The 14,423-nt window shown below is 32.5% G+C and carries 13 protein-coding genes; 1 reads left to right on the top strand and 12 read right to left on the bottom strand.

The window, feature by feature from the left end:
- Positions 1-52: 52 nt before the first annotated feature.
- The 8 genes from I6U51_RS21865 to I6U51_RS21830 form a co-directional block, all read right to left on the bottom strand.
- On the bottom strand, positions 53-1,177 hold the full coding sequence (locus I6U51_RS21865) for an ABC transporter permease (protein ID WP_211144681.1): 1,125 nt from the start codon (positions 1,175-1,177) through the stop codon (positions 53-55).
- A 144-nt stretch (positions 1,178-1,321) separates the two neighbouring features.
- Entirely contained in the window at positions 1,322-1,972 is a 651-nt protein-coding gene (locus tag I6U51_RS21860) for a response regulator transcription factor (protein ID WP_211144680.1), read from the bottom strand.
- A 21-nt stretch (positions 1,973-1,993) separates the two neighbouring features.
- Positions 1,994-3,181, bottom strand: coding sequence for a sensor histidine kinase (locus tag I6U51_RS21855; protein ID WP_343069824.1), 1,188 nt, complete (start codon positions 3,179-3,181; stop codon positions 1,994-1,996).
- Between the two features lie 230 nt (positions 3,182-3,411).
- On the bottom strand, positions 3,412-4,494 hold the full coding sequence (mtnA, locus tag I6U51_RS21850; protein ID WP_211144679.1) for an S-methyl-5-thioribose-1-phosphate isomerase: 1,083 nt from the start codon (positions 4,492-4,494) through the stop codon (positions 3,412-3,414).
- 45 nt (positions 4,495-4,539) lie between these two features.
- Positions 4,540-5,766 (bottom strand): S-methyl-5-thioribose kinase, encoded by a 1,227-nt coding sequence (mtnK, locus tag I6U51_RS21845; RefSeq protein ID WP_211144678.1) that lies wholly within the window; start codon positions 5,764-5,766, stop codon positions 4,540-4,542.
- Between the two features lie 76 nt (positions 5,767-5,842).
- Positions 5,843-6,859 (bottom strand): ABC transporter permease, encoded by a 1,017-nt coding sequence (locus tag I6U51_RS21840; RefSeq protein ID WP_211144677.1) that lies wholly within the window; start codon positions 6,857-6,859, stop codon positions 5,843-5,845.
- Positions 6,840-8,375 carry a sugar ABC transporter ATP-binding protein gene (locus tag I6U51_RS21835; RefSeq protein WP_211144718.1) on the bottom strand — a complete coding sequence of 512 codons (1,536 nt, stop codon included), beginning with the start codon at positions 8,373-8,375 and terminating at the stop codon, positions 6,840-6,842. Before I6U51_RS21835 ends, I6U51_RS21840 begins: the two co-directional genes overlap by 20 nt.
- 47 nt (positions 8,376-8,422) lie before the next feature.
- A complete protein-coding gene (locus tag I6U51_RS21830) occupies positions 8,423-9,568 on the bottom strand; it encodes a sugar ABC transporter substrate-binding protein (protein WP_211144676.1) in 1,146 nt (381 codons plus the stop codon).
- 308 nt (positions 9,569-9,876) lie between these two features.
- Here I6U51_RS21830 and I6U51_RS21825 point away from each other — a divergent pair, with 308 nt between their 5' ends.
- On the top strand, positions 9,877-10,326 hold the full coding sequence (locus tag I6U51_RS21825) for a hypothetical protein (protein ID WP_211144675.1): 450 nt from the start codon (positions 9,877-9,879) through the stop codon (positions 10,324-10,326).
- Positions 10,327-10,380: 54 nt separating this feature from the next.
- Here the strand turns inward: I6U51_RS21825 and I6U51_RS21820 are convergent, their stop codons facing one another.
- The 4 genes from I6U51_RS21820 to I6U51_RS21805 form a co-directional block, all read right to left on the bottom strand.
- Positions 10,381-11,046 carry a class II aldolase/adducin family protein gene (locus tag I6U51_RS21820; protein ID WP_211144674.1) on the bottom strand — a complete coding sequence of 222 codons (666 nt, stop codon included), beginning with the start codon at positions 11,044-11,046 and terminating at the stop codon, positions 10,381-10,383.
- Between the two features lie 191 nt (positions 11,047-11,237).
- Complete coding sequence (locus I6U51_RS21815) at positions 11,238-12,311, bottom strand: glycosyl hydrolase family 18 protein (protein ID WP_211144673.1); 1,074 nt, start codon at positions 12,309-12,311, stop codon at positions 11,238-11,240.
- Positions 12,312-12,462: 151 nt separating this feature from the next.
- Entirely contained in the window at positions 12,463-13,908 is a 1,446-nt protein-coding gene (locus I6U51_RS21810; RefSeq protein WP_211144672.1) for an MFS transporter, read from the bottom strand.
- Entirely contained in the window at positions 13,901-14,365 is a 465-nt protein-coding gene (locus I6U51_RS21805) for a MarR family winged helix-turn-helix transcriptional regulator (protein ID WP_211144671.1), read from the bottom strand. Before I6U51_RS21805 ends, I6U51_RS21810 begins: the two co-directional genes overlap by 8 nt.
- Between the last annotated feature and the right edge of the window lie 58 nt (positions 14,366-14,423).

Below are 14,423 nucleotides of genomic sequence, written 5' to 3'. Positions count from 1 at the left end.
ATGTTAGTCTATTTCGCGCATAGAGGTACTAGGCGGTCAGTTAACTTTCTAGTTAGTTATTTTCAATCATTCCAATAGGATTAAGTTTGTTTATCATTTCATTTATAGGCACTATAGTAAATAATGTAGTGAATAGAGGAATATATAAAGATACAAGCACAGCCTTTCCATTAAATACTACTCCTATAGCACCTGCATTCTCAAAGATATTTCTTTTAATCAAATAACTTATCCCAATGCCTAAAATTAGTCCTAAAATATATGAAATTGTATTAATTATCAGCACTTCTGATACAGCCATCTTTAGTATCTGCCCTTTCGTGTATCCGATAGCATTTAGTATTCCAACGCCCTCTTTTCTATTGAAAAACTCAACATATTTTGAGCTTCCAACTGTAACTACCATTAGAAATATAGACAATATACTTATGACCTCCAGAATTCTCATAGACCCCTCAACCTCATGAAATTCTTTATCTAAAGTATTAAAAGTATTATATACAGCTTCACCTTTGGGTAGATTTTCAACTAGCTTATTAACTTCACTAATTTTATTTTTCTTAGGAAAAACTATTACTCCCCTTTGCAAAGACTTTTCATTATCACTATAATCCTTAAAAATTTCATTATTAAAAGATACAACAGACAACATGCTTGCACCTTTTAATATTCCAACTACCTTATATTCTCCATTTATTCCATCAAACTTATCTAATGCATTTCCAACGCTGTCCCCAATAGTGATTTTTTTATTTTTTGCAACTAAATAATTTACTGCAATTTCCTTTTTATCTTTTCCTGGCAATCTTCCAACCATAACCTGTATAGATTCTTTCTCTAAAAAATAATTCATATCTTCGTCTTCTACCCCTATTACATCTGCGTAGGTTAAACTCCCTGGAATACTGTACCTTATACCATACTGCATAAAAGGAATTAATCTTTCTACATTCTCATTATCCTTAACTTTTTTAATTATATTTTCATTGTCACAGGACATAATCGTTGCATGGTATTTATACGAATCAATACTAAGTTTATGTAATGAATTCTCTATTGATTTCACAAAAGTATTAATCAAATACAAAAAGGAAACTGCAATTAACACCGGAATAATGGAACTTATAACTTTATCTTTATTTCTTCTACTATAATTTAAAATTGATAGAATCTTCATTATTATATTCCCTTCTAAGTAAGCATTTATTTTCCTTACCTGTATTTCTTATCCGGTTTACTTCCAAATATAATAATAAGTGAAATTACAATAATAAAAAAGTTACCTTAGTCACATTTTTTTATGACTGTGGTAACTTTTTTATTACGCTTCAATTATTTTCCTTATTTCAATTGCTGCTGCAGTTCTATCTGAAGTTCCAAGTTTACTGTAAATATTACTTATATAATTCTTCACTGTGCCTTCAGATATGAAAAGTGATGAAGCTATCTGACGGTTGTTGAAACCCATCGATAGCATTTTTGCAATTTCAATTTCTCTCTCTGAAAAATCAAGCAATATGTTTTTTTCTTTAGGTTTAATTATGGCCTTTTCAGAAAGCTTTTCAACAAGCTTTTTAGCTACACTTGAAGGAAGCATAAGAGAACCTTTGCAGGCATCATTTATAGCTTTAACAAGCTCATCTCCTTCTATGTCTTTCAGTATGTATCCCGCTGCTCCATAATTTAAAGCCTCAACAATATAATCCACATCATTAAATGTAGTTAAAATTAAAACAACAATTTCAGGATATAAGCTTTTCAATATTTTAGTACATTTAACTCCGTCCATTTTAGGCATCCTTATGTCCATTAATACCAAATTGGGAGAGTCCTTTTTACAAAAATCTAGTACCTCTTCACCATCCTTTGCTGTACCTACAACTTTAAAATTGTCTTCTAGCTCTAAAATAGTCTTTAGTCCATCTCTCATTAGAGTTTGATCATCTGCTATCAGTATTTTTATTTCGTCCATAACCCACCTCATCATCCTATATTAAAAGCTAATATATATACTAAAACCCTCTCCAAGTTTTGATGATATATCAAGGCTTCCATTAAGCTCCAATATTCTTTCCCTCATAGCTCTAAGTCCAAAGCCATAAGTAACTATGTCAGCTCCCCTTCCGTTATCCTCAAGTGAAAAATATACTTTTTCATTATCTAAATACAGCTTAACTAAAAAGGCACTACTTTTACCATGTCTTATACCGTTACTGAGCCCCTCTAAAAGTGCTGATATAATAACCTTTTCCTGCGCCTTGGTAAGAGCTATATTATAATCTATTTGTGCTTTAATTATTGCCCCTGAATGTTTTTCTGTTTCCGCTATGATTGACTTTATATCAGAATAAAAATCAAGTATATCTTGTCCGTTTTCAAGTACACGTACAGAGCCTCTTATGTCATTAAGCCCTTTTCTAACCTGCCCCTGAGCTAGATTAAGTTTGCTCTCTGCAAGGTCTATGTCCTTTTTTATAAGTCTTTTTGCCGCTTCCATTTCAACTAAAACTGTAGTTAAAGTATGTCCTACTGTATCATGTATTTCTCTAGCAATCCTATTTCTCTCTTTTAATGCAGTTATAGATTCTACTCTCTCATAAGCTTCTTTAAGGTCATTATACATAGAATCCTTTTCAAGTTTTTTAACAGTAACCTCCTTTAATGCCGCTTCTATAAGTTCCGTCTGTTTTAAAAGATGATTAATCAGGAAAAATATTATATACACTACAATAAAAATTGGTAGATTTAATAGTGTTGAAGAAATAGCACTAACATTATCATAATCTAATTTGCTTAAAATGGAAACACCAGATATAGCATATAATGTAAAAAAAGCAGTAATTCCTCCTATAAGCCCTTGATTTACAACTATGTCAGCTAGCATAAAAAGATATAATCCTATAGATATATGGCTACTATCAAATCTATTAATTGCAAATATTAAACACGCCTCTAAAAGATATACAGCCAAAATCATTAGGTTATGCTTTCTTAAAATTCCCCACTTATTCAAGGGGTCATGTAGAAAAAATGTATTAACTGAGTATGCAGTTAAAAGAATAAAGTATAAAGACATAAGTATAAACCAATTTGTACTATTATATATACAGTCAACGAGCATAATTAATGTAAATACGCAATAATTTATGATTATTACAATATTTTTAGCTTTACTATTCACTATGAATTCCTCCAAGTATGTCTTTCATTATATGGCCAATATTAATTAATATAAAATAATTTTAGCAAATTTCACAATCTTTTACACCAAATTTATTAATGCTTTCATAAAATTTTTTTAAGATACACAGATTTCTATTTCACTAGTACTTTTTAGTGAATTTTAAAGCTATAAATGCATGACTTAAATGAAATAAGAGGGTGTGTGTCACCCTCTCTTGCTGCCTTTCTTCAATAATTTTTCTTTCTTTTGAATATCTCTTTTAGTGTTTCTGTATATGGAGCTTTAGCTATCCCATACTCTGTTACGATACCAGAAATTAAATCATTATCTGTAACATCAAAGGCTGGATTAAATACTTTAACTCCTTTTGGAGCCATTCGTTCTTTGTACCACATTTCTGTAACCTCTTCAGCTGGTCTTTGTTCTATTTTAATATCAGCGCCAGTCTTTGTATTCATATCAATAGTAGAGGTTGGAGCGCAAACATAAAAAGGTATATTATATCTTTTTGCAACAGTAGCCACTACAGAGGTTCCAATTTTATTTGCTGCATCGCCATTGGCGGCTACACGGTCACATCCCACAAATATGGCATTTATCCAGCCATTTTTCATTACTGTGGCTGACATATTATCACATATCAAAGTAACATCAAGTCCAGACTCAAATAATTCATAGGCAGTAAGTCTTGCTCCTTGGAGAAGAGGTCTTGTCTCATCAGCAAAAATTTTGAAATTATAACCTCTTTCATGTCCCAAATACATAGGTGCAGTTGCTGTTCCGTATTTAACTGTAGCTAATTGTCCTGCATTGCAATGAGTTAAGATGCCATCACCAGGTTTAACAAGAGTTAGTCCAAATTCTCCAATTTGTTTACATACCCAAATATCTTCCTCTCTTATAGCAACTGCTTCATTATGAAGTAGTTGTTTAATTTCTGAAATAGATTTATTTTTATTTTCTTTAACAATGTTATCCATACGATCCAATGCCCAGAATAAATTAACTGCTGTTGGCCTTGAAGAAGACAAGTAACTTTTTGCTTCTTTAAACTGTTTGTAGAACTCCTCATAATCCTCTGTTTTGATTTCTTTAGCGGCAAGATATACACCAATGGCTGCAGCAACACCTATAGCTGGTGCCCCTCTAACCTTAAGCAAATAAATAGCATCCCATATATCTTTTATATCTGTAAGTCTTAATATTTCTTTTTTACCTGGAAGCTTTGTCTGATCAATAATTACTAAAGAATTATTTTCATCATCTAAAGCCACTGTATCGTACTCCGTAATTAATTTTTCGTTTTCCATCCTTTTTTCCTTCTTTCATATAAGTTATAGCAATAGGTCTTCTATTTATGAATACATTTCAATCACTTCATTAATAGCCCTTCTATAATCTGCCCCAGTCTTGAATTTACCTCTATTAATTATATAGTTCTTAGCCAATGTAATTACCATCTTCTCTGCTCTAGCTCTTTTATCTTGATCTGAGATCGTAGTAATATCTTTAACATTAGCCATTCCTACAGTTCTTCTAATAGATTCAAGTCCCGCAACTCCTGCAGTGTCAGCTAAAACACTTCCTAAATACCAATCCAGAAAACCCTCTCTTTTAGCCATTATTTCAGTTACACTTTCTTTAAATTTTGCTTTAAACTTAGCTATAAACTTATCAACAATTTCTTCTATAGTATCAAGAATCCAACCACAGAATTCTTCTTTTTCCTCTTTATTATCAATAGTTGCATCTCCATTACACCAAGTAAAGAACATATTAGCAATAACATTACCCACGTCATATCCGATTGGCCCAAAGAAAGCAAACTCAGGGTCAAATATAAATGTATGTTCCTTATTTATAAATATGGAGCCTGTGTGTAGATCACCATGAATTAAGGCTTGTGCATTATTCATAAAATCAAATTTCAATTTCGCTACTTCCAAATGAAGCTTTTTGTCTTCATATAATTCCTTCTGAACGAAATCTGCTACTGGCGGAAAGATATTATTTCTATGATTGTAATCAATATATGGTTCACTATAAACTAAGTCTTCTGTAATTTCACAAAGGTCAGGATTAATAAATTCTTTAACCAGTTCTTTCTTTTCCTTATGGTTCATAACTACGTCAGTTGTAGGCAACAAAGTATTTACCATAAATGTTGTTATATGTTCTGCAAACTTTGGATATATTTCATGATTCATTAGTCCAGTACGCATCATAGCATATCCAATCATATCTTCCATAATAATTGCGCACATTACTTCATCGTAAATATATACTTTGGGAACAAGTCCAGGCGCATACCTCTCTTGCATTTGCAGTATCTTCGCCTCTATTCTGCCCCTATCAGTAGAAAGTTTCATTTCACTTGATATTCTTAGAGCTTCTGCTGCTTGTTTTACAACAATGGATTTGCCAGATTTAGTATCTTTTATCCTGAACACATAATTTATATTTCCGTCGCCTATTTCCTTGGATTCTAGTTTCGCATCATCATCAAAATAATGAAGCTTTTCCTGAACATATTCTCCTACATCTTCAGTTTTCATTAAAAAATAAGATCCAAATCGAGACATAACCTTTCACCTTTCCTTTCTTAGGTATATTAAAATCTATTTAAATTCGCTATAAGTAATTACAAAAAATTCTTTGCTAAGTCTCTTTTTTAGTAGCGTAAGTAAGTGCTAAAGCTATTGCGAGTACCGCACCCTTTATAATATCCATTGCATAATATGGAACAGACATCATAATTAACCCGTTTTCCAGCATGCCTACCAATACCGCTCCTGCCAAGGTACCTAATGCGTTAGGTTTGCCTGCTCCAGCAACGGAGAATCCGATATATGCCGCTGCCACCGAAGGCATTAAATATGCAGCGCCAGCGTTAACCTGAGCTGTACCAACTCTTGCAGCAATCAATATACCTCCTAATGCTGCAAAACTTGCAGACAATAAGTATGCCAGTATTCTATATTTATTAACAGGAATACCTGATAACCTTGCCGCTTCGGGATTGCCTCCAACTGCGTACATATATCTTCCATACTTAGTGTAGTTTAAAAAGAAATGTGCAAATATGACTACTATGAGCATGATTACAATAATCCAAGGCTCCTTACCTAAACCTCTAAATGCAGGTGGTACTAAACCTAAAGCAGCCTTACCACCTTTCATCATCATACGCTCAGTAATAGCCCCACCATTTGAATATGTCATTGCAACGCCTTGAAACATAAACATTGTAGATAGTGCTGCAACCATATCTGGTATCTTCATTTTTACTATTAGAAAACTGTTAATCAATCCAATAACTAAACAAATCACTATAGATAGAACAATAGATGTGCATATACCCATACTGTGCCAAACAAACATTGACATAACTAAAAAGTCTGCAAAGTTCGCATTAGCACCAATTGATAAGTCCATTCCATTGACAGTTAACGAATAAGTCAATCCTATTGCGATAATTGCTGTAATTGATATGCTTCTGACAATGGTTATCATGTTATCATAAGTTAAGAAAATACTTGAATTTTTAGCGCTATTCCAGTTGGCAAAGGTAAAGAATACGAATAGAATTACTATTGTTATGAAAGTACCCCATTTAGTAATAAATTTCATTAAAGACTTGCTTTTCTTCTTATCTTCAACTATTTCTTCTTTCATTTGATTCTCCCCCCATTGAATAATATAGCAGTTCTTTCTCATCAATATCTGATACCTTGTCCAATTCTTTAATAATCTCCCCATCAAACATTACATATACTCTGTCTGCAATTGATAGTATTTCTTGAAATTCACAAGTTGCATATAATATACCTTTCCCTTGTGCTGCCAATCGTTCAATTAGTTCATACATTTCACGTTTTGCACCAACGTCAATACCTTTCGTTGGCTCATCAAAAATATAGATTTCTGATTCAGAATTCAACCATTTTCCTAGTACTACCTTCTGTTGATTACCACCGGACAATAATGCAACTATTTGATTCGCTGATGGTGTCTTAATTCCAAGGTTAGCAATCATTGTACGGGCATCCTTCTTTTCTTTATTTTTATCTACTATTGAAAGAACTTTGACATATTTTTTTATAGCTGCAATACTAATATTACGATATATAGGATCAGTAATTAATACGCCTTCCTTTCGCCTTTCTTCCGGGACAAGAGCAAATCCGCATTTTACCGCTCCATTTGGATCTTTATATTTAACTTCTTTACCATTTAATTTTATAGTTCCATTTTTTTGCTTTAAGGCACCAAATAGTGTTTTGCAAAGTTCAGTTTTTCCAGCACCAACTAAACCTGCTATTCCAACTATCTCTCCTTTATTGATTGTTAGGTTTATGTTCTTAACCAGATTATTTATCTCTGTAAGGTTTTTCACTTCTAATAATGTAGGACCAATAGCAGCTTGTTTTTTTATATATTGATCAGTAATCTTTTGACCGAGCATCAATTCAATCACTTTACTCTGCTCTAATTTTTCCGTAATAGGCATACTGTTAACAACTTGGCCATCACGCATTATAGTGATTGAATCACAGATTTCGAATAATTCACTAATTCTATGTGATATAAATACTACAGATACATCCTCTTTTGCTAATTGACGAACGATCCTAAATAATTCTTTCGTTTCTGAATCAGACAAAGGAGCAGTAGGCTCGTCCAAAATTAATACTCTACATTTTTCAACTACACATCTGGCAATAAGCACCATCTGTTTTTCTGACAAGGTCAAGTCTGAAGTTAACCGTCTAACATCAAGTTCCAAATTTAATTTTTTTAGAATATCACTGGCTGCTGCCCGTATTTCATTCCAATTAACCAAATGTTTTCTTTCCATTTTGTTTACAATGTAACCAAACATAACATTCTCTGCAACAGTAAGATAAGGAATTAAAGCCGTATCTACCTCCTGGAATACAATCTCAATGCCAAGATTTTTTGCATCTTTAGGGGACCGGATTTCAACCGATTCCCCATCTATAAAAATCTCTCCTGTGTAATTTGAATTAGCACCTGCTAGAACTTTCATTAAAGTTGACTTGCCTGCACCATTCGCACCAATAAGCGCATGGATTGTTCCACCCTCAAGGTTGAAATTAACGTTAGATAAAGCTTTAACCCCTGGAAATTCGATAGAAACATTTTTCATTTCCAGTTTAATTTTATCCATTCGCTTCACCCTCACATATAATTAGATAATACTTGTCATCTTTGAGGTTACTTACCGTTTACCTTTTTTACTTCATCCATCCAAGGCTCGTTAAGTGCACCTTCTTTTGCATTAGAATCGCCCCAACCATTAATAACTGTTTTGAGATTTGTCATGCTTATATTTGAAGATAACTGTGAAGTTTTAACTAAATTTGCATTTAGGTTATAATACTGTGGAGTTTCTAAATTTAAGAATTTCTTAGCTAGTAATCTAGTATCAACAATACCAATTAATTTAGGGTCAACAGCAGCTGTGGATTTCCATACCTCTTTATTTTTAAGCATTAATTGAATATCATCATTAGATATATCGATTGTATACATAGGAATATCTGTTCTTTTAGCATCGTTTAATGCTTGCAGTACGCCTTTTGCAAGCTCATCATAGCAGCCCCAAATAGCATCTACAGATCCTTTTGGATACTTAGGAAGAATAGCAGCAGTCTTATTAGTCATATCACCACGAACATTTGCTGTATCTGACGGAGCAATTACTTCAACTGTTTTAATCTTACCTTCTTTTTCTAATTTTGTATAAACAACATTACGTCTATCTAGGGGAGGTATACCAGGGCCCATGAATGTCTTTAAGACTTTCATAGGATACTTTCCACCATTCGTTTCGAATTCTTCCATCATAAATCCAAGGGATAAACTTGCTAAAGCACTATCATCTTGTGCTGTTGAAGTTACACCGTCAAGTAATTGTCCTTTAGCATCACCATCTTTAAGCGGCATACTATCAAATGTAACTACTTTCATTCCCTTATCTATAGCAGGTTTTAACATATTATACGCATAAGATAACTGAGCGTGGGAAACTATTAGTCCATCATATCCTTTTTGAATACATTGAGCTGTAACCTCCTGAGTTTTAGCATCATCACCATCTGTTACGAAAGTATCAACCGTAAAACCAAGTGCTTTACCCTCCGATACACAACCATCTAAAAATTGTTGTGTATGATCACCTGCCGCAAGATTACGAACAACTGCAACCCTTTTACCTTTAAGAGCCTTAGCATAGGAAGCTGTGTCTCCTGCTTTTGGTGCAGAATCCGTTGAAGTTTGAGTTGAAGTTTGTCCACCACCGCATGCAGACAAAGATATACACATTAAAGCTGTTAATGTCAAAGCTAGAATCTTTTTCATAAAAACCTGTCCCCCTTTTTTTATTTTATGCCTTGTCTATACATAATAATTTTATTAATTCCAGTTAACAAATATACCTTTATTTGCATATACTAATTGTATTATTATTCATGATTTAACACATTATAGAGTTTCTAACTAAAAATATAATCTAGTTTTTTATAGAAGAAGAAAATTAATAGTTGAGAATAGATAGTGGACAGTTTATGTCAAATATTTGTGATCCATAATGGTATTCTGTATAATAAAGTAAATGGACAATCGTAAAGCTTATGACGTAGTTATTAATCTTATTGGGGGAGTGAAAATTGAGGAAAACAATCAGTGTTTTGATTATTATAATGTTGCTGATAATTACAGGTTGTTCAAACAAGCAGGTCATTAAGCATAATTATATTTACAGGGGAGAAAATGAATTTTGGACGGCTGAATACAGAGTAGATGCTGTAGGCATATTCAAGGAAGACAACGACAAGACGGATTATAAAAGTGAATCTAATACCACATTAACAGTAACCTATAAGAAAAATCCATCCGAATTACTTTCAGTAAAACATTTAGAAATATCTTATGAAAGTAGTGCTGGAGGAGGAAAACTAACCAATAACTTTGATAGCACTCATCCAATTGAAAAAACTTATACTCTTAAATCCAGTGGTTCTGGCATAGCAATAGAACAAAAAGATGAAAGGATAAAAGTTAATATAAATATTGATGGAAAAATACAAACAATTGAATTAAAAAACGTACAGCAATAAGACTGTACACAAATTTATGTACAGTCTTAAATTTCTAGGGTTTTTAATTAGTTCCTAATGTTTTAAATTTGATCTGATATCCAATAGTTCTTCAACCTGACTAGGTGACAGTTTATTTTGCTTTCCAATTATATAACCTGTATACATAAGCACACTAGCATAATATTCAATTGATTCCATTCTATAATAAGCCTCATATATATCCCTGCCCCAGCTTAGCGCACCATGATTAGCCAAAAGCACACCATTATATGTTTTACAATATGGTGCAATCGAATCAGGAACACCTTGTGATCCAGGGGTAGCATAAGGAGCTACTGGAACTGAACCCAATTGAACAACTGCCTCCGGAAGAATCGCCTTATCTAAACTAATTCCAGCAATTGCAAAGGAAGTAGCGATAGGCGGATGCGCATGCATAACTGCCATAACCTCTGGATTTTCTTTATAAACACGCAAATGCATTTTAAATTCAGATGATGGTTTCAATTTTCCAGCTATTATTTTCCCATCCAAGTTCATTTTTATCATCATATCAGAGGTCATAAAACCTTTAGAAACACCTGTCGGAGTTATCCATATGGTATTAGGATCAACTTTGCAACTAATATTTCCATCATTAGCTGCTACAAACCCTTTTTCATATATTCTTCGTCCGATATCCACTAATGCCTTTTTAACCTCAGAGTCAGAAGGATAATTAATATCTTCAACGATCATTTTATATCACCTCGTAATAGTTTTTAGTTCAAATCTATACTTTTCTTATGCACTACTTGATGATTTTCATTAACTAATTTTACCATATTTATATTATTTTATTAGTCTTTTATGCCTGTTTTTTAAAAGACGAATTATTTATACTTGACAGTAAAAAAACTCAGGAAAATAACTTCCCTGAGTTTTTATAACTATTTATTTAACTTTGCCTTAATAGTTGACCAATAATCCTCATTTTCAAGACCAAGTCTCCAGATAGCTATACCAGCTAAATTGTTATCATTAACAATATCCAATTTGTAAGAAAGGCTTGTACTATTTTCAAACCATACAGTATGACTAACTCCTGCCTTATCTTTATAATTAAAGAATGGGCTTTTATATGCATCATTCCATTTAATTTCTGCATTATTGGTTTCTGCTAATTTATATATTGCGTCAATTCCATAAGCTTTTGAGCCCTTAGAAGACCAATCATATCCGTAGCTCGCAACTCCTAAAACTATTTTAGAGGTTGGTATATTAGAAGAAGCATATTTAATAACACTTTTTACCCAGTTAATCGAAGCAACAGGTCCAGCAGCACCGTCTAGAGAATGTTCATCGTAGGTCATTAATATAACTTCATCTGTATATTTTGCAATTTCTTTATAATCATAAGCACCAACCCAAGGAGCTTTAGAATCATCTTTGATTTTTGCTGGCACCGAAGCTGTAACAGTAAAACCTTTTGGGTTGAGTTCTTCATAAAGTTCCTTCAAAAAGCTTGTATAGTAATCTCTGTCGTAGTAATAGACATTTTCAAAATCTATATTTACACCTTTATAGTTATTTGTTTTTAAGGTATTCAAGATATTATTTATTAAAAGCTTTCTATTAGCAGGATTTTCAAGCAAAGTTTTTGCTAAATCAGCATTAAATTTATTAGTTATCATAGCTAAAGGCTTAATTTTATTATCATTAGCGTATGCAATCTGTTCTTTTGGAACATTGCCAGATAAATTACCTTTATTGTCGATAGTATAAGTATCTGTTGCTATATTATTTATTGAGCTAGTATTTTCCACCATTTGATTATAAGAGGATTTATCCTCTGGATAGTAGTAGGTTGTAAATGCTAGGACAGTTTTATCTTTATTAGTAGATGTTGTTACTGCCATCTTTTCTTTATTGTATTTGTGAAAAACAATAAATGATGTAATAAGAATTATAGAAATAGTAACTCCAGCTAAAAGAACTGGCAATAATCTTTTTTTATTAGACATAAGATTTCCTCCTAGATTTTATACGTAACAGGCTTCTATTCATACCCATATAAGTTTAAACAGGAATATAACCATTATGTATAAGATCTTGGACAATTTCAAATGTAAGTTTTAACATAGGTGGACAAAAATTGATTAAGCTTCTAAATAGTTAATTTAAAATTGCACTTTCTTTTCCAGCTTTTTTGCTATTATATAATCTAAATGCAGTTATCGCAACTCCGATTAAACACATAACTGCTGCAGATAAATACACGTATCTCATTCCATAAATAAATACATCTTCTCTGCCTTTTATATAGTCAACTACTCTGTACCCAATCTTGTGACTCATTCTATTGTATAGTAAAAGAGTTGCAAGAGAAGTTCCCACAACCATTCCAAGATTTCTAATAAGTGCATTTACACTTCCTGCAATACCAAGTTTGTCCTTTGGAACTGTGGACATTATTAGAGAATTATTAGGTGACTGGAACATTCCATTTCCTATGGTCATAATTACTATATAAACCATTAACATAACAACTGGAGATTTCACATTTAAAGTAGATATAAGCAATAATCCTAAACTTGTAAATGAAAGTCCTATTACTGTAAGAATCTCTGACCCAATCTTATCTGATAAATAACCACTAAAAGGAGCTACTACTGCTAAGACAATTGGAGACACCATCATAAAAAGTCCGGTGGCCGCTGGAGAAAGCTTTAGTACATCTTGAAAATAAAAAGGCAGTATTATATTTGATGCACTGATTGCAATAAAGGAAATAAAGGCACATATTATACTTATTGAAAATAAACTGTTATTAAAAATTTTCAATTGGAGCAGTGGTAGTTCCATTTTTCTTTCTACAGCAATAAAGATTATAAAAGATATAAATGCAATAACAAAAGCAGAAATCATTATTGGGCTATCGTACCCAGTGCTTTGCCCTTGAACTAATGCTCCAAATAATAATACAGTGGAAACAGTAAATAAACAGGAGCCTTTTACATCAAGCTTTTCATTAAGCACTGTATTTGATTTTGGAAACACCTTTATTGTAAGTATAAAAACAACTATTCCTATTGGTACATTTATTAAAAATATATACTTCCAACTTACAGCTGAAACAATCATACCACCTAGTGGAGGACCTGCCATAGCACCTAAGGCAACGAAGGTTCCTAAAATTCCAAGTGCTCTTCCCCTCTCAGTTGGAGGGAAAACCTGAGTTATAATTCCCTGGTTAGTAGCCATAGTAGCAGCGGCCCCTATAGCTTGTATTACTCTTGCTGCCACAAGTACTGGCAGCGAATTTGTAAACCCGCATAATAATGAACCTAAAGTAAAGAGAACTACCCCAAACCTGAAGACCTTTGTCTTTCCTTTTATATCACCAAGTCTTCCAAATATTAAGATTGTAGCTGCAATAGTTATTAGGAAACTAGTAACTACCCATTCAATAGCCGCCATACTAACATTTAATTTATCTGACATATTTGGCAGCGCTACGTTAACAATACTACCGTCTAATGTAGCCATGAATGTTGCAGATAAAACTGTAAATAGAATTATCCATCTTTTTTTATATACTTCATTTTCTATATTATTCAATACTTTTCATCCTTTCACAACATTTCTTTCTGTGTCTCTTGCCATTTTCTAAAACACTTTCTAAAAAGTCTAAAGAAGTTTCTATTGTTTCTCTGTCATTTCCCTGTACTAAAATATTAGCGAAATCATCAAGAATTTCAGTAATTTCAGGAATTATGCTCTTTGCTTTATCTGTTATATAAAGCTTATAAGCTCGTATATCCTCTTCATTTTCTTCTTTTCTTATGTAGCCAAGCTCTATTAATTTTTTTACAGTTCTCGCAGACATGGCTTTATCTACATTAAGTTCCCTGCTTATTTCATTTTGACTTATCCCTTCATTTCTATTTAATACAAATAAATAAGGATATGTTCCTATAGTAAGATTAAATTTTTCAAGTTTTTTATCAATATAAGCCTGTGTACATCTATATATGCTATTTGTTAACTTAAGTAAAGGTCTTATTTTATTATCCATATGTTTTCTCCTATTCTATATAAAGTTACAATCTAGAAAATTGACTTACGCAAAGGGC

It is taken from the genome of Clostridium aciditolerans (assembly GCF_016316925.1).
Lineage (GTDB): Bacteria > Bacillota > Clostridia > Clostridiales > Clostridiaceae > Clostridium_AM > Clostridium_AM aciditolerans.
This window is presented reverse-complemented; position numbering and strand designations above follow the sequence as displayed.